The organism is Paracoccus angustae (genome assembly GCF_042648745.1).
Lineage (GTDB): Bacteria > Pseudomonadota > Alphaproteobacteria > Rhodobacterales > Rhodobacteraceae > Paracoccus > Paracoccus angustae.
Genome location: NZ_JBHRXY010000010.1, coordinates 77,516 through 101,526 on the forward strand (window position 1 = coordinate 77,516; position 24,011 = coordinate 101,526).

The window sequence follows — 24,011 nt, forward strand, 5'->3', positions numbered from 1 at the left end:
CAGTTCGACAATGTCGTACCCTCGTTACCAATACGCATCCAGACACACGGATGCATTGTTACTCCAAGAGCATGATAAACATAACTTCGCGTCGTGCCGAGTCGTTTTCCTAACGAATGGTTAAATCCCTTCGGATGAGCCGGGCGGCGGCCCGGGTCTTGACCGCCCGGCGGTGCTGGTCCATCCCCCCGTCACGCCATCAAGGAAAGACGCCTCATGGACCGCACCGGCCTGCTGATCATCCTGTCATCGCCTTCGGGGGCGGGGAAATCGACGCTGGCCCGGCGGCTGATGGACTGGGATCCCAGCCTGCGCTTTTCGGTATCCGCCACCACGCGCCCGCCGCGTCCGGGCGAGGTCGAGGGGCAGCATTACTATTTCACCACCCCCGGCGCCTTCCGCCAGATGGTCGAGCAGGGCCAGATGCTGGAATATGCCGAGGTGTTCGGCAACCTTTACGGCAGCCCCCGCGCCCCGGTCGAGGCCGCGATGCGCGACGGGCGCGACACGCTGTTCGACGTGGACTGGCAGGGCGGCCAGCAGATCCGCGCCTCGGCCCTGGGCGGGCATGTGGTGTCGATCTTCGTGCTGCCGCCGTCCTTGCCGGAACTGGAACGGCGCCTGCGCGCGCGCGGGCAGGACAGCGACGCGGTGATCGCCTCGCGGATGGAGAAAAGCCGGGCCGAGATCAGCCATTGGGCCGAATACGATTACGTCCTGATCAACGACGACCTGGACGAGACCGAACACCGCCTGCGCGCCATCCTGACCGCCGAACGGCTGCGCCGCGACCGGCAGGGGGGCCTTGGCCGCTTTGTCAAGAACCTGATGGAGGAGGACGCATGATCTGGAACCTGGACGGCATCGCCCCGCGCATCGCGGCGGATGCCTGGACCGCGCCCGACGCGCAGGTGATCGGCAATGTGGTGCTGGAGGAAGGCGCCTCGGTCTGGTGGGGCGCGGTGCTGCGCGGCGACACCGAGGAAATCCGGGTCGGGCGCGGCAGCAATGTCCAGGATCTGTGCGTGCTGCACACCGATCCGGGCTGTCCGCTGGTGATCGGCGCGGATTGCACGGTCGGCCATCGCGCGATCCTGCACGGCTGCGCCATCGGCGACGGCGCGCTGGTCGGCATGGGCGCCACGATCCTGAACGGCGCGCGGATCGGCGCGGGCGCCCTGATCGGCGCGGGCGCCCTGATCGCCGAGAACAAGGAGATCCCGCCCGGCGCCCTGGTCATGGGCGCGCCGGGCAAGGTCGTGCGGATGCTGGACGAGGACGCGCGGGCGGGGCTGCTGCGGTCCGCCGAACGCTATCGCGCCAACGCCGCGCGGTTCCGCGCCGGGCTGCGGCAGGCCGGATGACGCCGGACGCGCATCGCCGGGCCTCGGATCTGCTGGAGGGCGTGCCGGTGCCGATGCTGGCCGTCGACGGCAAGACCCGCACCATCGGCGCCAATCGCGCGGCGGTGGCGCTGTTCGGAGGCGGCGACCTGCTGAACCGGCCCTTTGTGACGGTGGTGCGCCATCCGGCGGTTGTCGCGGCGGTGGACTGGGTGCTGGATCCCGACCGTCATCCCGCGCCGGTGCCCGATCCGTCGCTGCCCGCGCTGGCCGATGGCGTGGTCCGGCTGCACGCGGCGATCCTGGCCGACGGGCGCGACATCGCGGCGGACATCACGGTGGCGCGGCTGCCCTCGCCCCTGGGGCGGGGCGCGACCATCGCCGTGCTGGACCGGTCCGAAGCCGAGGAAGCCGAGCAGATGCGCCGCGACTTCGTGGCCAATGTCAGCCACGAGCTGAAAACGCCGCTGACCGCGATGATCGGCTTTATCGAAACGCTGCGCGGTCCGGCCCGCGACGACGCCCGCGCCCGCGACCGCTTCCTGGACATCATGGAACGCGAGGCCGCCCGCATGAACCGCCTGGTCAGCGATCTTCTGTCCCTCAGCCGCGTCCAGGCCGAGGAACGCCGCCGCCCCTCGGGCCAGGTCGATCTGGCGCTGCTGCTGCGCGGCGTGCTGGCGACGATGGACCCCGCCGCCAAGGCCGCGGGCGTCACCGTCGAGACGCAGGGCATCGCGGGCAGCCGGCGCGTGCCGGGCGATCCCGACCAGCTGGTGCAGGTGTTCCAGAACCTGATCGAGAACGCGCTGAAATACGGCGGCCAGGGCGGCTACCTGGGCGTTTCCATGCGCCGGATCGACCACGAGCCCCTGCTGCGCGGCCCCGCCTGGGCGGTCGAGATCCGCGACCGGGGCGAAGGGATCGAGGGAATGCACCTTCCCCGCCTGACCGAGCGTTTCTATCGCGTGGACACCCACCGGTCCCGCGCCCAGGGCGGCACCGGCCTGGGCCTGGCCATCGTCAAGCATATCGTGAACCGCCACCGGGGCCGGCTGCGCATCGACAGCGCCAAGGGCCAGGGCAGCGCGTTCACGGTGATCCTGCCGGAAGGCGTAAGCCGGAGCTAGGCTTTGCCGGAGGTCACGGCGGCATAGGCGGCCCCATGGCCGGCACGGCGATGATCGGTTTCCCAAGGACTTGCGCGAAGGCCCCGGCCAGGCCCGGCAGGCAGGCGCCAGCCAGGGTTCGACCGGCGCGGTTCGCGTCCCGGCCTCATGGACATGCCGGGCGACAGCGACGGAAACGACCGGTAGCGCCTGCGTTCCGATGCTGGCCTTCGGACTGGCCCTGGCTGGTCTCGGCTTGCTTTCGGGCGCTTTCCGGGCAGCGGGGATCGGATCAGGCCGCCAATCCTCGACAACGCCCGCCGTGCCGCAGCCGATGCACGGGTCGTGCCGCCGCGTGCCGCCGCGGCCGGTTCCGCCGCAGGCCATGCACCCCGCCCCGGGCGACTTCAGCGGGCCGGACGGCCGCCATCGACGTAACCCCAAGGCCAGCAACAAGGACATGGCCGCGACGCGTCCATCGCGGGCATCCGCGGCAGGCGGGATTGCAATTCGCACGATCCCACAGTTTCCTGAAACATCAAGGCTGTTCTGGCGCAGACCTCTCGCCCTTTCGCGTCCCTTGTCCTATAAGCCTTGCAACGATGAACGGAGGTTCCCATGCCGCAGCACCCCGAACCCGATCCCGCCAAGCTGGCCGCCGCCCGCGCCGCCGTGGCCCTTGTGCGGAACGGCATGAAGCTGGGCCTTGGCACCGGATCGACGGCCAGCGTCATGGTCCGCGAACTGGCCGCGCGGGCGCGCGCCGAGGGGCTGTCGCTGCGCTGCGCCGCCACCTCGAAGGCCACCTGCGAGCTGGCCGAAAGCCTGGGGCTCGCCATCGAAAGCCTTGACGAGATCGGCTGGCTGGACATGACCATCGACGGCGCCGACGAGGTCGATCCCGACCTGCACCTGATCAAGGGCGGCGGCGGCGCGCATCTGCGCGAAAAGATCGTGGCGGCGGCCAGCAAGCGGATGGTGGTGATCGCCGATCCGACAAAGGTCGTGGAACAGCTGGGCGCCTTTCCCCTGCCGGTCGAGGTCTTGCGGTTCGGGTTCGAGACCACCCGCACCCTGATCCGACGCGCCCTTGACGATCTGGACCTCGGCGACCGCGAGGTGCTGCACCGCCTCAAGGGCAGCGAGCCCTGGGTCACGGACGAGGGCAACTGGATTCTGGACCTGCACCTGAAATGCATCCCCGATCCCGTCGCGCTGGCCCGCGCGCTGGCGGCCATTCCGGGCGTGGTGGAACACGGGCTGTTTCTGGGCATGTGCAGCCTTGCCATCATCGGCAAGCCCGACGGCACGGTTGTCCGGCTTGACCGCAATGCCGACATCGACGCCGACATGCTGGCGGGCGAGGGGGACCAGCCATGAGCTTCGACTATGACCTGTTCGTGATCGGCGGCGGCTCGGGCGGGGTCCGCGCGGCGCGCATCGCGGCGGGCGAACACGGCGCCCGCGTGGCCCTGGCCGAGGAAAGCCGCATGGGCGGCACCTGCGTCATCCGCGGCTGCGTTCCCAAGAAGCTGATGATCTTCGCGTCCCAGGCCGGGCTGATGGCCGCCGAGATGCGCGGCTATGGCTGGGACGGGGCCGGGGCGGGCCGCTTCGACTGGGAGGTGTTCCGCCACAAGCTGGATGCCGAACTGACCCGGCTGGAGCTGATCTACACCGCGAACCTGGAAAAATCCGGGGTCGAGATCTTTCACCGGCGCGCCACGGTTGTCGATGCCCACACGGTCGCGCTGGCCGATGGCGCGCGCAAGACCGCCAAGCACATCCTGATCGCGGTCGGCGGCCGCCCCGCGCTGCCGGGCATCCCGGGCGAGGAGCTGGGCCTGATCTCGGACGACCTGTTCACGATGGACAGACTGCCGGGCCGCGTGCTGCTGGTCGGCGGCGGCTATATCGCCTGCGAATTCGCCACCATCCTGGCGGGCCTGGGCTGCGAGACGGTGCAGGCCTATCGCGGCGACGCGGTGCTGCGCGGCTTCGACCGGCAGGCCCGCGACATGGCGACGGTGCAGCTGAGCGACATCGGCATCGACCTGCGGCTGAACGTCGTCCCCACCGCGCTGGAGCGGGCGGGCGAACGCATCGGCGTCACCTTCAACGACAACAGCCGCGAGGATTTCGACGCGGTGATCTGGGCCACGGGCCGCGCGCCCTATACGGCCGATCTGGGGCTTGAGAACACCGGCGTCCATCTGCGCCCGAACGGCGCCGTTGCCGTGGACGAATGGTCGCAAACGGCGGTGCCCTCGATCTTCGCGGTGGGCGACGTGACCGACCGGGTGAACCTCACCCCCGTGGCGATCCGCGAAGGCCACGCCTTTGCCGACACGGTTTTCGGCGGGCGGCCGCGCAAGGTCGGCCATGCCACCATCGCCAGCGCGGTTTACCTGCGCCCCCACGAGGTGGCGCAGATCGGGCTGACCGAAGAACAGGCCTGCGCGCGCTGCGATGTCGATGTTTATGTCACGGTTTTCCGTCCGATGCGGTCGATGTTCGCGGGCAGCAATGCCAAGGTGATGATGAAGCTGCTGGTCGATCCCGGCACCGACCGGGTTCTGGGCTGCCACATCTTCGGCCCCGACGCGGGCGAGATGATCCAGCTGGCCGCGATCCCCATCACCATGGGCGCGACCAAGGCCGATTTCGATGCGACCATGGCTGTCCACCCGACCGCGGCCGAGGAACTGGTCACGATGCGCCAGCCCGCCCGGCGGCACCGGCTGGAAATTCCTGCACAGGCTGCAACGGCCTGACAATTGCGACAGATCGGCGCGGGCGGCGGACCGTCGGGTTGACTTTTCCCGCCGCTGCACCAGTTTTCAAGCAACGGAATTCCGAAGAAGAAAGAAGGACCACGGATGGCAAGTCAGGGCCCTTGGGGCGGCGGAAGCGGCGGAGGAGATGACGAGGATCGCGACAAGCGTCCGGCGAACCGCCCCTGGGGACAGCAGCAACCGCCACGGGGTCCGCAGCGCCCCGGCGGCCCGCAGCAGATGCCCGAGATCGAGGAGCTGATGAAAAAGGGCCAGGAACGCCTGCGCGTTCTGATGGGCGGGCGCGGCAGCGGCAATGGCCCGAACGGCGGCGGACGCCGCGGTCCTTCGGGCGGACCGGGCTTGCAGATGAACCGCTCCACGCTGACCATCGGCGGGCTGGTGCTGGTCGCGCTTTGGGCATTCGCCAGCTTTTACCGGGTCCAGACCAACGAACGCAGCGTCGAGTTCCTGTTCGGCCGCGCGGTCGATGTCGGGACCGAGGGTCTGAACTTCGCCCCCTGGCCGGTCGTCACCGCCGAGGTGATCCCCGTCACCAACGAACGCGTGACCGAGATCGGCACCGGCCGCGAAGGCGAGATGGACAACGGCCTGATGCTGACCCGCGACCAGAACATCGTGGACATGGAATACCAGGTCGTCTGGAACATTTCGGACCCCGAGAAATACCTGTTCAACCTGGCCGATCCCGCCGACACCATGCGCGCCGTGGCGGAATCCTCCATGCGCGACATCATCGCGCGCAGCGAACTGGCGCCGATCCTGAACCGCGACCGCGGCGTGATCGCAAACGACTTGCAGACCTCGGTGCAGGAAACGCTGGACGCCTATCAGTCGGGGATCAACGTGATCCGCGTCAACCTGGACCGCGCCGACCCGCCGTCCGAGGTGATCGACGCCTTCCGCGAGGTGCAGGCCGCCCAACAGGAACGCGACCGCCTGGAGAAAGAGGCCGATGCCTATGCCAACCGCGTGCTGGCGCAGGCCCGCGGCGACGCGGCGGCGACCCTGGAACAGGCCGAGGCCTATCGCGCCCAGGCCGTCAACACCGCCCAGGGCGAGGCCGCGCGCTTTAATTCGATCTACGAGGAATACGTGAAGGCGCCCGAAGTGACCCGCCGCCGGATGTATCTGGAAACCATGGAAAACGTCCTGGGCCGGGTGGACAAGGTCATTATCGGCGAGGGCGTGGACGGCCAGGGAACGGGCGTGGTTCCCTTCCTGCCGCTGGATCAGCTGCGCCGCAGTGGCCAAAGCAATACCGGTACCGGCACGAACACCGGCACGAACACCGGCACCAACACCGGAGGAAACAACTGATGGCCGCGCGTCGCATCACCCTGTCCACGCTGGCCATCCCGCTGCTGATCGTGGTGGCCGTGCTTGTCGCGGCGTCCCTGTTCATCGTGGATGAACGCGAAAAGGCCCTGGTTCTGCGCCTTGGCCGCGTGGTCGATGTCAAGGAGGAGCCGGGTCTGGGCTTCAAGGTGCCGTTCCTGGACAATGTCGAAAAATACGACGGCCGCATCCTGGGCCTGCCCACCGTTCCGCTGGAGGTCACGCCGCTGGACGACCGCCGCCTGATCGTGGACGCCTTCGCCCGCTGGCGCATCACCGACGTGGTCCGCTTCCGCCAGGCCGTCGGCGCGGGCGGCATCCAAGGCGCGCAGGGCCGGCTGGAGCCGATCGTGCGCAACGCCATCCGCGAGGTGCTGGGCACGGTGCCGTCCACCAGCGTGCTGTCGGACGACCGCACCGCCCTGATGAACCAGATCCGCGACGAGGCGCGCGCGAACTCGGAAGGCTTGGGGGTCGAGATCATCGACGTGCGCCTGACGCGCACCGACCTGCCCGAGCAGAACCTGAACGCGACCTATGCCCGGATGCGCGCCGAACGCCAGCGCGAGGCCGCGGACGAGATCGCGCGCGGCGGCGAGGCCGCGCAGCGCGTCCGCGCCGCAGCCGACCGGACCGTGACGGAACTGACCTCGGAAGCGTCCAAGCGCGCCGAGATCGTGCGCGGCGAGGCCGACGCGCAACGCAACGCCATCTATGCCGACGCCTTCGGCCGCGACCCCGAGTTCTTCGCCTTTACCCGGTCGATGACCTCGTATGAACGCTCGCTCAGGGGCGAGAACAGCGCCCTGGTCCTGCAACCGAACGGCGAGTTCTTCAGCTATCTGCGCGACGACGGCGCAGAGCGGGCGAACCCCGCGCCCACGCCGGTCCCGGCGGGCAATTCGGCCGGGGCGGCTGCCGTGCCGCCCGCGCAGACGGACGAGGAACTGGTGACGCCCACCGTCACCGACCGCGAGGGCAACCGCCTGGGCGAAAGCGCGGGCGTGACGCTGACGCCCGTGCCGGAAATGCTGACCACGCCGCCGCAGGAAAGCGAGGCCGTGACCGCCCCCATCGCCGGTGACGCTCCGCCGGTGGAACCGGGCCAGGCGCCGGCCACCGATCCGGCCGCCGATCCGGCCGCCAATCCGGCCGTCGGAGACGCGGCCGCACCTGCGACAGACGGGGCCGATCCGGCTTCCCCGGCCGAACCGACGGAATAAGAATGAAAGGGGCGGGTGGCAGCATCCGCCCTTTCTGAAATGAAAGTCACGATCAGTTCACTGCCCGAGAGCGTGGTTTATTTGCAACGCCGCCCTATTTCTTCTTCATAACACCAGCGGTCCCCGGCCCTTCGTCGGACCGACGAACTGCGAAAGATGAGGACATCCGCATGAAGACGTTTTCTCCTCGGCACCTTCTGACCGCTTCGGCCCTGGCCGTGACCGTCGGCCTGGGATACGCGGCCGCGCAGGACGCGCAGCCCGACATCTCGCCCGAGGCGAGCCAGCAGGCGCAAGAGGCGGCGAACAACAACGAACCGCTGTCTGCCCCTGCGACGGGTTCGTCCCAGGTCATGCCCGACAGCTTCGCCGATCTGGTCCAGCAGGTCGCGCCCGCCGTCGTGAACATCACCACCAGCGCCGTGGTCGCCCAGCCGACCGGCGGCGAAGGGGGGCCGATGTTCCCCGAAGGCAGCCCGTTCTCGGACCTGTTCCGCGACTTCGGCATTCCCGGCGTGCCGGGCCAGCCCGGTCCCGGCGGTCCCCGGATGCCGCAGCGGTCGAACGCGCTCGGCTCTGGCTTCGTCATCTCGTCCGACGGCTTCATCGTCACGAACAACCACGTGATCGAGGGCGCCGACGAGATCGAGGTCGAGTTCTATTCGGGCGAGGTGCTGGCCGCCAAGGTCGTGGGCACCGACCCGAACACCGATGTGGCGCTGCTCAAGGTCGAAAGCGACGAGGCGCTGCCTTTTGTGAAGTTCGGCAACTCGGACGAGGCGCGCGTGGGCGATTGGGTGCTGGCGCTTGGCAACCCCCTGGGTCAGGGCTTCTCGGCCAGTTCGGGGATCGTGTCGGCGCGGAACCGCGAATTGTCGGGCACCTATGACGATTATCTGCAAACTGACGCCGCCATCAACCGCGGCAACTCGGGCGGCCCGCTGTTCAACCTCCAGGGCGAGGTCGTGGGCGTCAACACCGCGATCCTGTCGCCCAACGGCGGGTCGATCGGCATCGGCTTCTCGATGGCGTCGAACGTCGTGTCCAGCGTGGTCGAGCAGCTGCGCGAGTTCGGCGAAACCCGCCGCGGCTGGCTGGGCGTCAAGATCCAGGACGTGACCCCCGACATGGCCGAGGCGCTTGGCCTGACGGCGGAAAGCGGCGCGATGGTGACGGACGTTCCCGAAGGCCCCGCGAAGGAAGCGGGAATGCGCGCGGGCGACGTGATCACCAGCTTTGACGGATCCCCGGTCGAGGATACCCGCAGCCTGGTCCGCCGCGTGGCCGAGGCGCCTGCCGGCGAGCCGGTCGAGGTGGTGGTGCAGCGCCAGGACGGGCCGGTCACGCTGTCCGTGACCCTGGGCCGGCGCGAGACGGCGGAAGGCACCGGCGGTTCCCCGCAAGCGGAAGGCAACGCCACGCCCGAGGACATCCTGGGCATGTCGCTGTCGGTCCTGACCCCCGAGATGGCGCAAGAGATGGGTCTGGACGGCGACGTGAGGGGCCTGGTGATCCGCGAGATCGATCCGGCCAGCGAGGCCGCCGAAAAGGGTCTGGCCCCAGGCGACATCATCACCGAGGCGGGCCAGCAGCCCGTTGCCTCGATCCGCGACCTGAACGCCCGCATCGACGAGGTGCGCGAGGCGGGCCGCAAGTCGCTGCTGGTGCTGGTGCGCCGCAACGGCGAGCCGCGCTTCGTGGCGCTGCCGGTCGGCGAAAGCTGAAGGCGCCGGCTTCCTGCGCATGTCTGACCAAGGCGGCTCGCATGCGCGGGCCGCCTTTTTCCATTCCGGTTCCACAAGGCGACCGCCCATGTCCGACGACGCGCCGCTGATCCTGACGCTCGGGTTTGACGATGCCAGCTTTGACCGTTTCCAGGCCATGCGGCAGCGGCATTTCCCGCCCGCCCGCAACCACATCCCGGCGCATCTGACGCTGTTCCACCACCTGCCCGGCGCCCGCATCGGCTGGATCACGCAGGAACTGGCCCGGACGGCCCGGAACACGCCGCCGATGACAGGCCTTGTGACGGGCCTGCGGTTCCTGGGCAAGGGCGTGGCCTACGATCTCGACTGCCCCGAGATCGGGCGGCTGCGGGCGGCGTTGTCCGGCATCTTCGCCGACCACCTCGGCGCGCAGGACCGCCAGCGGATCAGGCCGCATGTGACTATCCAGAACAAGGCCGCCCCGGATGATGCCCGCAAGCTGTTCGACGACCTTTCCGCAGGCTTTCGACCCTTTCCCTTCGCTGCGACCGGCCTGCTGCTGTGGCGCTATCGCGGCGGGCCTTGGGACGCGGCGGGGCGGTTTGCCTTTGAGGAACCGGGCGGGACAGGGCGCCCCTGATGCCTTGCGCCCCTTTTCTTCGCGGGGCCGATGGCCTATCTGCCCCCTGCACAGCAAAGGACACTCAGCCATGGCCCGCATCACCTATATCGAGCACAACGGAACCCGCCACGAGGTGGACGTGAAGCCCGGCATGACGGTGATGGAAGGGGCGCGCGACAACGGCGTGCCCGGCATCGACGCCGATTGCGGCGGGGCCTGCGCTTGTTCGACCTGCCATGTTTACGTGGATCCGGCCTGGGTGGACCAGCTTCCCCCGAAAGACCCGATGGAGGAGGACATGCTGGACTTCGCCTATCAGCCCGACCCCGGACGGTCCCGCCTGACCTGCCAGATCAAGGTCACCGAGGCCCTGGACGGCCTGGTCGTCCAGATGCCCGAACGCCAGATCTGATCAGCGCAGCAGCGCCAGCGCCTCGGCCAGGTCGATGGCGCCGTCATACAGCGCCCGGCCCGAGATCGCGCCCGCGATCACCCGCGTTTCCGCCAGCGCCCGAAGATCGTCCAGCGAGGACACCCCGCCCGAGGCGATCACCGGAATGCCGACGGCGCGCGCCAGGGCTTCGGTCGCGGCGATGTTGGGGCCCTGCATGGCGCCGTCGCGGTCGATGTCGGTATAGATGATGGCCGCGACGCCCGCGTCCTCGAACCGGCGGGCGAGGTCGGTCGCCGTCACCTCGGTTTCGGTCGCCCAGCCACGGGTGGCCACGCGGCCCGCGCGCGCGTCGATGCCGACCGCGATCCGGCCCGGAAAGCGCACCGCCGCCTGGCGCACCAGGTCGGGGTTCTCGACCGCCACGGTGCCCAGGATCACCCGCGACAGCCCCTTTTCCAGCCAGCCCTCGATGGTCGCCAAGTCGCGGATGCCGCCGCCAAGCTGGGCGGGGATGTCGATGGCGGCCAGGATCGCCTCGACCGCCGCGGCGTTCACGGGGCGGCCCGCGAAGGCGCCGTTCAGGTCCACCAGGTGCAGCCATTCCGCCCCCGCGTCCTGAAAGGCCCGCGCCTGCGCCGCCGGGTCGGTGCCGAAGACGGTCGCCGCCTCCATCTCGCCGCGCAGCAGGCGGACGCAATTGCCGTCCTTCAGGTCGATGGCGGGGTAAAGGATCATGGCGCTCTCCGGTGTTCGCAGGTCGCGCCCGCTTTGCCACGGGGACGCGCGGAACGGAAGGGCGGGCGCGACCTCACGTCAGGCTTGCCAGAAGCCTTGTGCCCCGCGCAGCATCCCCACATTCTTGAGGGAGGAAACCCATGCGCCACATCATCGCCGCTGCAATCTTGGCCCTGGCCGGCACCGCCGCCACGGCCGACCCTATCGAGGGCGTCTGGCAGACCCAGCCGGACGAGGGATCGTTCGCCCATGTCACCATCAGCCCTTGCGGCGGGGCGTTCTGCGGCACCATCAGCCGGACCTTCCAGGGCCAGTCCGAGTTCCAGTCGCCGAACCTGGGGCGCCAGATCGTCATCGACATGGCCCCCCAGGGCGGCGGCGCCTATGCCGGCAAGGTGTGGCGCCCGGCCAACAACAAGATCTACAACGGCAAGGCCAGCGTCCAGGGCGACCGGATGAGCCTGTCGGGCTGCGTCGCGGGCGGGCTGATCTGCAAGAGCCAGACCTGGGCGCGGGTGCAGTAAGGATTTCTTCATAAAGGAAACCGCACGGTTTCTATAATAATTTGAGGGACTTGGTGATTGATCGCGCGCATTCGGGCGGCTAGTCGAATGGCATTTGCATAGCTCAGGACCATTCCATGACTTCTGCCCGGATTTTGCGCGCCGCCTTGGCCTTTGGCCTTGTCGCTTCGGTTTCGGCCTGCGGCACCACCTATTCGCTGCCCGATGTGGACAATTCCGCGAATGCCAGGGCATCTGCCATGTTCGCCGAGGCCAAGGCCGCTCCGCCGCGCCGGCATGCCCCTGTCGGCACCGCAGAAGCACGATTCGCCCGCGTGGCAGCGCATGTCCAGCCGGTCGCCGAACGACTTTGCAAGACGGAGCTGGCGGCCAAGGGCGCCAACTGTGGCGTGGCGTTGCAGCTTGACCGGCAACTGGCCGAACGGAACGCCTATTTCACCTATGACGGACCCGGCAACAGCAATCCGGTGATCCGGTTCAGCCTGCCCCTGTTGCAGGATGTCGAAAACGACGACGAGGTCGCCTTTATCCTTGGCCATGAATACGGCCACCTTATCGGCCAGCATATTGTCAAGCGGCAGCAGCAGGCAGCGGCCGGTGCGCTGATCCTGGGCGCACTGACGGCCTATGGCAATGCGCAGGCGGCTTCGGCAGGTCAAAGCTATGACCCGAATGCCGTCAGCCGGAACATGGAAATCGGCGCGGCGGTGGGGCAGGTCGCCTATTCCCAGACCTACGAACTGGAAAGCGATATGCTGGGCACGCGGATCGCGGCTGCGGCCGGATACGATCCGGTCAAGGGCGCCCGTTACTTTGCCCGCGATGAGGCGGCACGGTCCGACAGCGGCACGCTGTCCTTCTGGGGAACGCATCCTGCGGATGCCAAGCGGATTGCCGTCGTTCTGGCCACCGTCGATCAGATGAAGGCCGCCGCTGCAAGCGAGTAGGCAAGGCCGCTGCGCCTATCGCTCTGGACCGGCGTGATGCCGCCCGCCTTAGGCCGTCCGCCATTGCGACACGCAGGGGATCTTTTCCCGGTCGCAGCGGTCGGCGTATTTGCGGGCGATCTCCTGAACCTCGGCCAGCAGTCCGTCGGCCAGCTTGATCGGCTCCAGCCCCAGGCCAAGGAAGCGGTCGTTGGCGACATGCAGGTCGTTCTCGTCCGCCTCGTTGCGGGGGTTCTTGAGGAAAGCCACCTCGACCCCGGTCTGGTCGGCGATCATCCGGGCCAGATCGCGGACGCGGTGCGTTTCGGTCATCTGGTTCAGGATGCTGACCCGGTCCCCGCGCGCGGGCGGGTTCATCAGCGCCAGCTCGATGCAGCGGCAGGTGTCCTGGATGTGGATAAAGGCGCGGGTCTGCCCGCCCGTGCCATGCACCGTCAGCGGATAGCCGATGGCCGCCTGCATCAGGAAGCGGTTCAGCACCGTGCCGTAATCGCCGTCATAGTCGAAGCGGTTGATCAGCCGGTCGTCCAGGCGCGTTTCCTCGGTCTGGGTGCCCCAGACGATGCCCTGGTGCAGGTCGGTGATCCGCACGCCGTCGTTCTTGTTGTAATAAAAGAAGAACAGCTGATCCTGCGTTTTGGTCATGTGATAGATCGACCCCGGGTTCGCGGGATACAGGATTTCCTGCGTATGGGGGCCGTTCTCGGTTTCCACCACGACGTTCAGATAGCCTTCGGGGATCTTCATGCCCGCCGTGCCATAGCCATAGACGCCCATCGTGCCCAGGTGGACCAGGTGGATGTCCTGGCCCGATTCGACGATGGCCGCCAGCACGTCATTGGTGGCGTTCAGGTTGTTGCTGACGGTGTAACGCTTGTGCCAGCTGGATTTCATCGAATAGGGCGCGGCGCGCTGTTCGGCGAAATGGATCACCGCATCGGGCTGTTCGCGCTGCAACAGGGTCAGCAGGCGGTGGTAATGCTCGCCCACCGTGAAGTTCTCGACCCGGATGGAGTGGTTGGTCAGCTCGTGCCAGGCCCGCACGCGCTCGCCCAGGGGGCGGATCGGGGTCAGGCTGCTGACCTCAAGCTCCACGTCGATCTTGCGGCGCGACAGGTTGTCCACGATGATCACGTCATGCCCGCGCGCCGAAAGATGCAGCGCCGTCGGCCATCCGCAGAAGCCGTCTCCGCCCAGAACGATGATCTTCATGAACCTGCCTTTATAGGACCGCGTTTCGCCGCCTTGTAGAATGACGGCATGGCGGATGCCATAGCTGCCACGCTGCTGACATGCGGCTGTCGCAATCGGCCGCCTGTCAGCCGCGCGGGTCGATCAGCCGGGCCAGCACCGCGTCGCGGGTGATGCAGCCGCCGCCCTGGACGGGCAGGGCGGTCCGGTCGGCCAGCAGGCCCATGACCTCGCGCACCGGCATGTCGCGCGGGACGGGATCGTTCCCCAGGTCTTCCGCCGCCGGACCAGGCTGGACGACATCGGCGGCGGTCAGCACGCCGAGCGGGTTCATGTGGGCCACGAAATCGGCGACGTATTCGCTGACCGGGTTGGCGATGATGTCGCGGGCGGTGCCGATCTGGACGATGCGCCCGCCTTCCATCAGGGCGATGCGGTTGCCCAGCTTGAACGCCTCGTCCAGGTCGTGGCTGACGAAGATGATGGTGCGCTGCGTCTTGGCCTGGAGTTCCAGCAATTCGTCCTGGAGGCGGGTGCGGATCAGCGGGTCCAGCGCGCTGAAGGGCTCGTCCATCAGCAGGATCGGCGCCTCGGTCGCGAAGGCGCGGGCCAAGCCCACGCGCTGCTGCATGCCGCCCGACAGGTCGCCCACCTTGCGTTCGGCCCAGTCGGTCAGGCCCACTGTTTCCAGCTGCCGGTCCACGCGCGCATTGCGGTCGGCGGCGGGCATTCCCGCCAGTTCCAGCCCCAGTCCCACATTCTCGCGCACGGAGCGCCAGGGCAGCAGGCCGAACTGCTGGAACACCATCGCCACATGGCGCAGCCGGATGTCGCGCAAGGCGCGTTTCCCCGCCCCGCTGACCGAGATCATGCCGTTGCCGTCCCAGACCCGCACCTCGCCCCGGCAGACGTGGTTCAGCGCGTTGACCGCGCGCAGCAGCGTGGACTTGCCGGAACCGGACAGGCCCATCAGCACCAGGATCTCGCCCTGCCGGACGGTCAGGGAACAATCGTGGACGCCCAGCACCTGGCCGGTGGCCGCGCGGATTTCGCCGCGTTCCTTGCCCTGATCCATCAGCGGCAGGGCGGCCTCGGGGCGGTCGCCAAAGACGATGGAAACCCGGTCGAACTCGACCGCATTGGGAACGGTGTTCATCTGCGACCCTCCATCCGCAGCATCCGGTCCAAAAGGATCGCGACAACCACGATCACGAAGCCGGATTCGAAACCAAGCGAGGTGTTCACGCTGTTCAGGGCGCGGACCACCGGCACGCCAAGGCCGGACGCGCCCACAAGCGCGGCGATCACGACCATCGACAGCGACAGCATGATCGTCTGGTTCAGCCCGGCCATGATCTGCGGCAGCGCGCTTGGCAGTTCCACCTTCCACAACAGCTGGCGCGGGGTCGCGCCGAAGGCGGTTGCGGCCTCGACCAGGGCCGGGGGCGTGGAGGCGATGCCGAGCTGGGTCAGCCGGATCGGCGCGGGCAGCACGAAGATCACGGTCGCCAGCAGCCCCGGCACCATGCCGATACCGAAAAAGACGATGGCCGGGATCAGGTAAACGAAGGTCGGCAGCGTCTGCATCAGATCCAGCACCGGGCGCATCCACGCATAAAGGCGCGGCCGGTGCGCGGCGGCGATGCCCACCGGGACGCCGATCGCCATGCAGACCAGGCAGGCCGCCAGCACAAGGGTCAGCGATTGCAGCATCTCGTCCCAATAGCCCTGGTTCAGGACGAACAGCAGGCCCAGCACGACCAGCAGGCAGGTCTTCCAGCTGCGCTGCAAGGCCCAGGTCAGCGCCGCGGCCAGCAGGATGAACAGCAGGGGATGGGGCGCCTCGAGCCCGGCAAGGATGCGGCCGATCAGCCATTCCAGCGCGCCCGAGATGGTGTTGAACAAGCCGGCCGCATTGGCGTTCAGCCAGTCGAAGACGTCCTTGGCCGTCCGTCCGACGGGTATCTTGTTGTCGGTCACAAGCGCCGTCAGCTGCTCCATGCGGTCTCCTTGGGATGTGATTGGCGTGGATGGCGGCCCGGCGGTCAGCCGGACAGCGCCTCGGTCAGGGCGGCCTGCGCGTCGTTGCCGTCAAAGGTCGTCACGCCCTCCAGCCAAGGCATCGCGGCGTCGGGATTGGCGGACAGCCATTCCTTGGCGGCGGCCATCGGATCCTGGCCGTCGTTCAGGATCTTGCCCATCACCTCGTTTTCCATGGGCAGGGTGAATTCCAGGTTTTGCAGGAACTTGCCCAGGTTCGGGCATTCGGTGACGAAACCCTGGCGGGTGTTCGTGCGCACCTCGGCCCCGCCCAGGTCGGGGCCGAAGATCTCGTCCCCGCCGGTCAGGTAGGTCATGTCGAACTGGGCGTTCATCGGATGCGGCTCCCACCCCAGGAAGACGACCGGCTGGCCGGCGGCATCGGCGCGGGCGACCTGGGCCAGCATCCCCTGTTCGCTGGATTCGACCACCTCGAAGGTGCCCAGGCCGAACTTGTCGTTCGCCACCATCTCCAGCAGCAGGCGGTTGCCGTCGTTGCCCGGCTCGATCCCGTAGATCTGGCCCGACAGCGCGTCCTTGTGTTCGGCGATGTCGGCGAAATCGGCGATGCCCAGGTCCGCGCCCGCCTTGTTGGTGGCCAGCGTGTATTTCGCGCCCGTCAGGTTGGTGCGCACCGTGTCCACCGTGCCCGCGTCGCGATAAGGGGCGATGTCGGCCTCCATTGTGGGCATCCAGTTGCCCAGGAAGATGTCCACGTCGTCGGTGGACAGCGCGGTATAGGTCACGGGCACCGACAGCAGCTTGGTTTCCGTCTCGTATCCGATCGCCCGCAAGACGGTCGAGGCCAGCGCGGTTGTCGCGGTGATGTCGGTCCAGCCCACGTCGGAAAGGACCACCTGCCGGCAATCCTCGGGTTCGGCCGCAGGGGCGGGACCGGCAAGGGCCGTGGCGATTGCCAGGGCCGCGGTCAGGCTTTTGCGGATCATGCAACACTCCCAGTTCTTGATTGGTTGATCAATTAACGATACACGGGCTTCGAATAGCAACAGTTTCTTTGCGCAGGTGCCGCCTTGCCCAAGATTGGGGCCGAGCCTATCCGAAAAGCCGCGTTAATCAACGCCACGATCTTCGAGGTCGGGCGAACGGGGTCCTTGGACGTGACCGTGGCGCAGATCGCCAGGCGGGCGGGCATGTCGCCCGCCCTGGCGCATCACTATTTCGGATCGAAGGAACAGATCTTCCTGTCCGCGATGCGCTACATCCTGCGGGTTTATGGCCGTTCGGTCGCCGAACGGCTGCCGGGAAACGGGGCGCGGGGACGGTTGAACGCCATTGTCGGGGCCAGTTTCGCGCCGCAGAATTTCCAGCGCGAAACCGTCAGCGCCTGGATCAATTTCTATGCATTGGCGCTGATCAACCCCGAGGCGAGGCGGCTTTTGCGCGTTTATCACCGCCGCCTGCGGTCGAACCTGATCCTGGCGCTGCGGCCCCTGGCGGACGATCCGGCCCGCGTGGCCGGGACGGTGGGCGCGCTGATCGACGGCGTTTACCTGCGCGCGGTGCTGAGCCCCGGCGGAATCGCCGCGGAAGCTGCCGAAAAGATGATCTTCGATTACCTGGACGAGGCCCTGTCGTGACCCTCAACGCCCAACCCGCAGCCAGCCTGTTCATCGACGGCGCCTTTGTCGAGGGCGAGGGTGCGGCGCTGCCGGTCCTTTATCCCTACACGGGCGAGCAGATCGCATCCCTGCGCGAGGCATCCGCGAATCAGGTGGCCCTAGCCTGCCAGGCGGCCGCGCGCGCGCAGCCCGCCTGGGCGGCGATGATGCCCGCCGACCGGGGCCGGGTGCTGTCGCGCGCCGCCGCGATTATCCGAGAGCGCAACAAGGAACTGTCGCGGCTGGAAACGCTGGACACCGGAAAGCCGATCCAGGAAACCCTGGTGGCCGACTGGGCGTCCGGCGCCGCCGCGCTGGAATATTTCGGCGGCCTGGCCGCGACCGTCACCGGCCAGATGATTCCCCTGGGCCGCGATTGGGCCTATACCAGGCGCGAGGCCCTGGGCGTCTGCGCGGGGATCGGGGCCTGGAACTATCCCAGCCAGATCGCCTGCTGGAAGGCCGCGCCCGCCTTGGCGATGGGCAATGCGATGGTCTTCAAGCCCTCCGAGGAAACGCCGCTGGGCGCCTTGAAACTGGCCGAGATCCTGCTGGAGGCGGGCGCCCCGCCTGGCATCTTCAACGTCGTGCAGGGGCGCGGCGCGGTCGGCGCGGCGCTGGTGACCGACCCGCATGTCGCCAAGGTCTCGCTGACCGGATCGGTGCCCACGGGCCGCCGCGTCTACGCCGCCGCCGCCGAGGGAATGCGCCACGTCACGATGGAGCTTGGCGGCAAGTCGCCGCTGATCGTCTTCGACGACGCCAGCCTCGAGGACGCGGTGGGCGCGGCGATCCTGGCGAATTTCTACTCCTCGGGGCAGATCTGCTCCAACGGCACGCGGGTGTTCCTGCAACAGGGCATCGCCCCGCGGTTCCTGGACCGGCTGGCCGCGCGGCTGGCGACGATCCGCGCGGGCGACCCCCTGGACCCCGACACGCAGTTCGGCCCGATCATCAACGCCACGCAGGCGGCCAAGATCCGCGCGGCCATCGCGGCGGGCCGGAACGCAGGCGCGCGCCTGGTCTGCGGGGGGCTGGGCGAGGGGGCCTTCATCCCCCCCACCGTCTTCGCCGACGCTACCGACGATATGGGGATCACCCGCGACGAAATCTTCGGCCCCGTGATGACCACGCTGACCTTCGCCGACGAAGCCGAGGCCGTGGCCCGCGCCAACGCCACCGGCTTCGGACTGGCAGCCGGGGTTTTCACCCGGGATCTGACCCGCGCGCACCGGGTCGTGGCGGGTCTGGAAGCGGGCACCTGCTGGATCAACGCCTATAACCTGACGCCGGTGGAAATGCCCTTCGGCGGGATGAAACTGTCGGGCCTGGGCCGCGAGAACGGCACCGCCGCCATCGAGCACTACTCGCAACTCAAGACCGTCTATGTCGGCATGGGGGCCGTCGAGGCGCCTTACTAGGGGGATGCCATGAGTGTTGATTACGTCATCGTCGGCGCCGGATCCGCCGGTTGCGCGCTTGCCTATCGCCTGACGGAAGCCGGGCACAGCGTCGCCCTGATCGAATACGGCGGCAGCGACATCGGCATCTTCATCCAGATGCCCGGCGCGCTGTCGTACCCGATGAACATGCCGCGATACGACTGGGGTTTTTCCAGCCAGCCGGAACCGCACCTGGGCGGGCGCAGGTTGGCGACGCCGCGCGGCAAGGTGCTGGGCGGGTCGTCGTCGATCAACGGCATGGTGTTCGTGCGCGGGCACCGCAAGGATTACGACCACTGGCGCGACAGCGGCGCGGCGGGATGGGGCTATGCCGACGTGCTGCCCTATTTCAAGCGAATGGAGACCTGGCACGGCGGCGCGTCGGAATGGCGCGGCACCGACGGCCCGCTGCATGTCACGCGCGGGCGCCGCCGCAATCCGCTGTTCGACGCCTTTATCCAGGCCGGGCAGCAGGCGGGCTGGCCCTACACCCCCGACTACAACGGCGAAAGCCAGGAAGGCTTCGGCCCGATGGAGGCCACGATCTGGAAGGGCCGCCGCTGGTCCGCCGCCAATGCCTATCTGCGCCCGGCGCTGAAAACCGGGCGGCTGACCCTGATCCGCGGCCTGGCCCGCCGCATCCTGTTCCAGGACAAGCGCGCCCATGCGGTCGAGATCGACCGCATGGGCCGGATCGAGACCATCCGCGCGGGCCGCGAGATCATCGTTTCGGCCAGTTCGATCAACACGCCGAAACTGCTGATGCTGTCGGGTATCGGTCCCGCCGACCACCTGCGCCAGCACGGCATCACGCCCTTGGCCGATCGTCCGGGCGTGGGTGCGAACTTGCAGGATCACCTTGAAATCTACATGCAGTACAAGGCGCTGAAGCCGATCACGCTGTATACCTATTACAACCTGCTGGGCAAAAGCCGGGTGGGCGTGGAATGGCTGCTGCAAAAGACCGGCCTTGGCGCGTCGAACCAGTTCGAAAGCTGCGGCTTCATCCGGTCCTCGGACGCGGTGGACTATCCCGACATCCAGTATCATTTCCTGCCGCTTGCCGTGCGCTATGACGGCAAGGCGGCGGCGCAGGGCCACGGGTTCCAGGCCCATGTCGGCCCGATGCGGTCGAAATCGCGCGGCACCGTGCGGCTGGCCTCAGCCGATCCGGCAGCGGCGCCCGAAATCCGCTTCAACTACATGTCCCATCCCGACGACTGGGCTGAATTCCGCGCCTGCGTGCGCCTGACGCGGAAAATCTTCGACCAGCCCGCCTTCGCGGAATACCGGGGCGACGAAATCCAGCCCGGCGCGCAGGTGCAAACCGATGACCAGATCGACGCCTTTATCCGCGACCACGCCGAATCGGCCTATCATCCCTGCGGCACCGCCCGCATGGGCGCGGCGGACGATCCCATGGCCGTGGTCGATCCCGACCTGCGGGTGATCGGGGTCGAGGGCCTGCGCGTGGCCGACAGTTCGGTCTTTCCGCGCATCACCAACGGCAACCTGAACGGCCCCTCGATCATGGTCGGGGAAAAGGCGGCCGATCACATCATGGGCCGCATCGCCCGATCCGACAACCGCATGGCCGCCGAATAGCCGCGTCTTCTTTGCCCAAATACCCCCGCCGGAGGCACCCGCCCGCGCAGCAAGGCGCGTCAGCCGTTCGCTTCGCGCGCGGCTGCCACGGTCGCCTCCAGCCCGTCCGCCGGCATTCCGCGCAGCAGCGTGTCGCCGATCACGAAGGTCGGCGTCCCCATGATCGCCATGCGTTCAGCCAGCTGCCGGTTCTCGCGCAGCACCGCCGAAACGGATTCGGTGTTCATGGCGTTCAGCACCTCGTCCCCGTCCACGCCGATCTCGGCCGCGATGCCCTTCAGCGCCTCGGGCGAGGGGGCGCCGCGCATCGCCATCAGCGCGTCGTGGGCCTGAAGGTAAGCCTCGTCCCCGCCGATCTGCTTGACCGCGACCGCAAACCGCGCCGAGGTTTCGCTGTCCGGTCCCAAAATCGGAAACTCTTTCAGGATCAGGCGGATATTGCCGTCATTCTCGACGACGTCCTGAACCTGGCCGTTGAACTTGCGGCAATAACCGCAGCGATAGTCGATGAACTCGACCATCGTCACATCGCCGTCCGGGTTGCCGCCGATCCAGCTGTGGCCATCGTCGAAGATCGCGTCCCGATTGGCGGCGACCAGGGCCACGTCGTTCTGGGCTTCGGTCGCGGCGCGGCGTTCTTCCAGGACGTTGATGGATTCGATCAGCACCTCGGGATTGGCCATCAGGTATTCGCGCACCGCGTCCCCGAAGGCGGCCGTTTCGTCTTCGGACATGGCCTTGATGTCGAAGGCCAGGGCGGGGGTCGCGGTCAGAAGCAGCGCGGCGATCAGGCGTTTCATCGAAATCCTCGTGGAAATCCTCGTGGGCGGGTCGCCCCAAGCTTGCCGCGCGCGGCCGGGCTTGGCAAGGAACCGGCTGACAAAGCTGCGTGACCGGCCCGGATCCAGGGGGCTTTCCGGGCGGGCATTGCAGGCGTAAGACGGTCAAAAAGACAAAAGGCCCCTAGATAAAGACAAAAGGCGCCGAGGATGAGCAGAGCCATGAGGAAATCCGCCCGCGGACAGGTCGACCCCTTTATCGTCATGGACGTGATGGAGGCAGCTGCCCGCGCCGAGGCGAACGGGCGCCACATCATCCATATGGAGGTGGGCCAGCCCTCGACCCCCGCCCCCGAAGGCGCGCGCCGCGCCCTGGCCGCGGCGCTGGAACAGCCGCTGGGCTATACCGTGGCGCTTGGCCTGCCGGCGCTGCGGCAGGGGATCGCGGATCTGTATCGCCGCTGGTATGGGGTCGATCTGGATCCGGCCCGCGTGGTGGTGACGCCCGGCAGCAGCGGGGCCTTTATCCTGGCGTTTTCCGCGCTGTTCGACGCGGGGGACCGGGTGGCGATGGGCTATCCCGGCTATCCCAGCTATCGCCAGATCCTGCGGGCCATGTCGCTGGAACCCGTGGGCATCCCGACCCGCCCCGAGGACCGCTATCAGCCGCGCCCCGAGGCACTGCCCGAGGGCTGCGCGGGGCTGATCCTCGCCTCGCCCGGCAACCCGTCGGGCACGGTGCTGCGCAGGGACGAGTTGCGCGCGCTGTCCGATGCCGCCCGGGCCAAGGGCATGGCGCTGATTTCCGATGAAATCTATCACGGCCTGTCCTATGGCGACCGCTGCCATTCCGCCCTGGAGGCGACGGACGAGGTTTTCGTCATCAACTCCTTCAGCAAGTATTTTTCCATGACCGGCTGGCGGGTCGGCTGGATGGTCGTGCCCCCGGATCACGTCCGCACGGTGGAACGGCTGGCGCAGAACATGTTCATCTGCCCGCCCCATGCCAGCCAGGTCGCGGCGCTTGCGGCGCTGGATTGCGCCGGGGAAGCCGACGCCAACCTGGCCGTCTATGCCGAAAACCGCCGGTTGATGCTGGAGGAACTGCCCAAGGCGGGCTTCGACCGCATCGCCCCCCCGGAAGGGGCATTCTACATCTATGCCGACGTGTCGCACCTGACCGGCGATTCGCTGGCCTTCGCGGCGGAGATCCTGGAAAAGGCGGGCGTCGCGGTCACGCCGGGGCTGGACTTCGACCCCGAACGCGGCGCGCGGACCCTGCGCTTTTCCTATGCCCGCTCGACGGCCGACATCGCCGAAGGACTGCGCCGCCTGGCGGAGTTCATGGCAGCGCGATGAGATGGTGGCTGCTGATCCTGACGCTGCTGTCGCCGCCCGCCTGGGCCAACGAACCGGCGCGTCTGGATCTGGGCGGGTCGGCATTGGTCGCGGCCGGGCGCGGCTGGGGCGGGCCGAGGCCGCTTGAGCTGCGGCTGGCGCTGACCAGGGCGGTGCCTTACCGCGTCTTCCTGATCGGCGATCCGGTGCGGCTGGTCGTGGATCTGCAAGGCGCCGACCTGGGCCCGGCCCGGCCCGAGGATCTGTTCGGCGCCGATCTGGCCTCGGCGATCCGCTGGGGCAAGAACGGCGAGGGCTGGTCGCGCATCGTGGTCGAACTGCCCGGCCCCTACCGCATCCACGGCGCGGGCCAAACCGCGCGGGCGCCGTTGTCGCAGATCACCGTTGCACTGGCGCCGGTCGATGCCGGGGACTTCGCGCCCGACCGCTCGGCCACGGCGGCCTTGCGCGACCTGCCCGAACCGGCCGAGCTGCCGCCGCCCGCGCCCGACGACCGCTTCACCGTTGTGCTGGATCCGGGGCATGGCGGCTTTGATCCCGGCGCGCTGGCCGAGGGCGAAAGCGAGGCGAATCTGGTTCTGGTCTTTGCGCTGGAACTGCGCGCGGCCTTGCAGGCCCGGGGCGTGGATGTGCAGCTGACGCGGGGTGACGACAGTTTCGTGTCGCTGGAACGGCGCATGACCGCCGCGCGGCAGGCGCGCGCGGATCTGTTCATCTCGCTTCACGCCGATGCGCTGCCGGAAGGGCAGGCGGCGGGCGCGACGGTTTATGTCTGGAACCCCGACGCCGACGGCCGCGCCGACGAACAGCTTGTGCTGCGGCATGGTCCCGACGACCTGCTGGCGGGCCTGGATCTGACGGGCCAGGACGACGCGCTGACGGGCGTGCTGATGGACTTCGCCCGCACCGACACGCAGCCCCGGTCCCGGAACTTTGCCGACTGGCTGGTGTCGCGCATGTCGCTGATGGGCATCGGGATGCATGGGCGGCCCGTGCAGCGGGCCACCTATTCGGTGCTGAAATCGCCGGACATCCCTTCGGTTCTGCTGGAACTCGGCTTCATTTCGGACCATGACGACCGGGCGAACCTGCTGAACCCCGAATGGCGCGCCCGCATGGTCCGGGTGGTGGCCGAGGCCGTCACCGGCTGGGCGCGCGACGAGGCCGCCCGGGCCACGATGCTGCGCCGATAAGGGCGTCGTCGCCCAGTGTTGTTTTGACCGGGCCGCGACGCGGCGCT

General features: G+C 68.1%; 23 protein-coding genes. 17 read left to right on the forward strand and 6 right to left on the reverse strand.

The features are described 5' to 3' along the window. The first annotated feature begins 216 nt into the window (after window positions 1–216). The 10 genes from gmk (at window position 217) to ACFOM8_RS13290 (ending at window position 10,548) form a co-directional block, all read left to right on the forward strand. Window positions 217–846 carry a guanylate kinase gene (gene gmk, locus ACFOM8_RS13245; protein WP_377762063.1) on the forward strand — a complete coding sequence of 210 codons (630 nt, stop codon included), beginning with the start codon at window positions 217–219 and terminating at the stop codon, window positions 844–846. Next, a complete protein-coding gene (locus tag ACFOM8_RS13250) occupies window positions 843–1,364 on the forward strand; it encodes a gamma carbonic anhydrase family protein (RefSeq protein WP_377762065.1) in 522 nt (173 codons plus the stop codon). The genes gmk and ACFOM8_RS13250 overlap by 4 nt, the downstream gene beginning before the upstream one ends. Then, window positions 1,361–2,473, forward strand: a complete 1,113-nt coding sequence (locus ACFOM8_RS13255) for a sensor histidine kinase (protein WP_377762067.1) — start codon at window positions 1,361–1,363, stop codon at window positions 2,471–2,473. Before ACFOM8_RS13250 ends, ACFOM8_RS13255 begins: the two co-directional genes overlap by 4 nt. A gap of 597 nt (window positions 2,474–3,070) precedes the next feature. Next, window positions 3,071–3,832: a ribose-5-phosphate isomerase RpiA gene (gene rpiA / locus ACFOM8_RS13260; RefSeq protein ID WP_377762069.1), complete on the forward strand. Its 762-nt coding sequence runs from the start codon at window positions 3,071–3,073 to the stop codon at window positions 3,830–3,832. Beyond that, window positions 3,829–5,226 carry a glutathione-disulfide reductase gene (gene gorA, locus ACFOM8_RS13265; protein ID WP_377762071.1) on the forward strand — a complete coding sequence of 466 codons (1,398 nt, stop codon included), beginning with the start codon at window positions 3,829–3,831 and terminating at the stop codon, window positions 5,224–5,226. The genes rpiA and gorA overlap by 4 nt, the downstream gene beginning before the upstream one ends. Before the next feature lie 105 nt (window positions 5,227–5,331). Further along, window positions 5,332–6,567, forward strand: a complete 1,236-nt coding sequence (hflK, locus tag ACFOM8_RS13270; RefSeq protein WP_377762073.1) for an FtsH protease activity modulator HflK — start codon at window positions 5,332–5,334, stop codon at window positions 6,565–6,567. Beyond that, the gene (locus ACFOM8_RS13275) at window positions 6,567–7,808 is read left to right on the forward strand and encodes a protease modulator HflC (RefSeq protein ID WP_377762075.1); all 1,242 of its coding nucleotides are present in this window, start codon (window positions 6,567–6,569) and stop codon (window positions 7,806–7,808) included. The genes hflK and ACFOM8_RS13275 overlap by 1 nt, the downstream gene beginning before the upstream one ends. Before the next feature lie 170 nt (window positions 7,809–7,978). Continuing rightward, a complete protein-coding gene (locus ACFOM8_RS13280) occupies window positions 7,979–9,532 on the forward strand; it encodes a Do family serine endopeptidase (RefSeq protein ID WP_377762077.1) in 1,554 nt (517 codons plus the stop codon). Window positions 9,533–9,620: 88 nt separating this feature from the next. After that, the gene (locus ACFOM8_RS13285; protein ID WP_377762079.1) at window positions 9,621–10,154 is read left to right on the forward strand and encodes a 2'-5' RNA ligase family protein; all 534 of its coding nucleotides are present in this window, start codon (window positions 9,621–9,623) and stop codon (window positions 10,152–10,154) included. Between the two features lie 70 nt (window positions 10,155–10,224). After that, a complete protein-coding gene (locus tag ACFOM8_RS13290) occupies window positions 10,225–10,548 on the forward strand; it encodes a 2Fe-2S iron-sulfur cluster-binding protein (RefSeq protein ID WP_377762081.1) in 324 nt (107 codons plus the stop codon). Here ACFOM8_RS13290 and hisA read toward each other — a convergent pair whose 3' ends face one another. Beyond that, window positions 10,549–11,265: a 1-(5-phosphoribosyl)-5-[(5-phosphoribosylamino)methylideneamino]imidazole-4-carboxamide isomerase gene (gene hisA / locus ACFOM8_RS13295; protein WP_377762083.1), complete on the reverse strand. Its 717-nt coding sequence runs from the start codon at window positions 11,263–11,265 to the stop codon at window positions 10,549–10,551. It abuts the gene before it with no gap. 140 nt (window positions 11,266–11,405) lie between these two features. Between hisA and ACFOM8_RS13300 the strand changes: the two genes are divergently transcribed. Further along, window positions 11,406–11,789 (forward strand): DUF2147 domain-containing protein, encoded by a 384-nt coding sequence (locus ACFOM8_RS13300; protein ID WP_377762085.1) that lies wholly within the window; start codon window positions 11,406–11,408, stop codon window positions 11,787–11,789. A 116-nt stretch (window positions 11,790–11,905) separates the two neighbouring features. After that, on the forward strand, window positions 11,906–12,736 hold the full coding sequence (locus ACFOM8_RS13305; protein WP_377762088.1) for a M48 family metallopeptidase: 831 nt from the start codon (window positions 11,906–11,908) through the stop codon (window positions 12,734–12,736). Between the two features lie 48 nt (window positions 12,737–12,784). Here the strand turns inward: ACFOM8_RS13305 and ACFOM8_RS13310 are convergent, their stop codons facing one another. The 4 genes from ACFOM8_RS13310 to choX all read right to left on the reverse strand — a co-directional run bounded on the left by ACFOM8_RS13310 (window position 12,785) and on the right by choX (window position 16,914). Next, window positions 12,785–13,948, reverse strand: a complete 1,164-nt coding sequence (locus ACFOM8_RS13310; protein WP_377762090.1) for an NAD-dependent epimerase/dehydratase family protein — start codon at window positions 13,946–13,948, stop codon at window positions 12,785–12,787. 106 nt (window positions 13,949–14,054) lie between these two features. After that, entirely contained in the window at window positions 14,055–15,083 is a 1,029-nt protein-coding gene (gene choV, locus ACFOM8_RS13315) for a choline ABC transporter ATP-binding protein (protein ID WP_377762092.1), read from the reverse strand. Then, window positions 15,080–15,928, reverse strand: a complete 849-nt coding sequence (gene choW, locus ACFOM8_RS13320; RefSeq protein ID WP_377762094.1) for a choline ABC transporter permease subunit — start codon at window positions 15,926–15,928, stop codon at window positions 15,080–15,082. The genes choV and choW overlap by 4 nt, the downstream gene beginning before the upstream one ends. Before the next feature lie 44 nt (window positions 15,929–15,972). Beyond that, entirely contained in the window at window positions 15,973–16,914 is a 942-nt protein-coding gene (choX, locus tag ACFOM8_RS13325; protein ID WP_377762096.1) for a choline ABC transporter substrate-binding protein, read from the reverse strand. A gap of 84 nt (window positions 16,915–16,998) precedes the next feature. Here choX and betI point away from each other — a divergent pair, with 84 nt between their 5' ends. From betI to betA, 3 genes are read left to right on the forward strand one after another with little or no spacing between them, the layout of a single operon-like run. Next, window positions 16,999–17,565 (forward strand): transcriptional regulator BetI, encoded by a 567-nt coding sequence (gene betI, locus ACFOM8_RS13330; protein ID WP_377762098.1) that lies wholly within the window; start codon window positions 16,999–17,001, stop codon window positions 17,563–17,565. Further along, entirely contained in the window at window positions 17,562–19,007 is a 1,446-nt protein-coding gene (betB, locus tag ACFOM8_RS13335; RefSeq protein ID WP_377762100.1) for a betaine-aldehyde dehydrogenase, read from the forward strand. The genes betI and betB overlap by 4 nt, the downstream gene beginning before the upstream one ends. A gap of 9 nt (window positions 19,008–19,016) precedes the next feature. Then, window positions 19,017–20,633, forward strand: a complete 1,617-nt coding sequence (gene betA, locus ACFOM8_RS13340) for a choline dehydrogenase (protein WP_377762102.1) — start codon at window positions 19,017–19,019, stop codon at window positions 20,631–20,633. A gap of 59 nt (window positions 20,634–20,692) precedes the next feature. Here the strand turns inward: betA and ACFOM8_RS13345 are convergent, their stop codons facing one another. Beyond that, complete coding sequence (locus ACFOM8_RS13345; RefSeq protein ID WP_377762104.1) at window positions 20,693–21,433, reverse strand: DsbA family protein; 741 nt, start codon at window positions 21,431–21,433, stop codon at window positions 20,693–20,695. Between the two features lie 201 nt (window positions 21,434–21,634). Between ACFOM8_RS13345 and ACFOM8_RS13350 the strand changes: the two genes are divergently transcribed. Continuing rightward, window positions 21,635–22,771 (forward strand): pyridoxal phosphate-dependent aminotransferase, encoded by a 1,137-nt coding sequence (locus ACFOM8_RS13350; RefSeq protein WP_377762131.1) that lies wholly within the window; start codon window positions 21,635–21,637, stop codon window positions 22,769–22,771. Further along, a complete protein-coding gene (locus ACFOM8_RS13355; RefSeq protein ID WP_377762105.1) occupies window positions 22,768–23,964 on the forward strand; it encodes an N-acetylmuramoyl-L-alanine amidase in 1,197 nt (398 codons plus the stop codon). The genes ACFOM8_RS13350 and ACFOM8_RS13355 overlap by 4 nt, the downstream gene beginning before the upstream one ends. Window positions 23,965–24,011 lie beyond the last annotated feature (47 nt).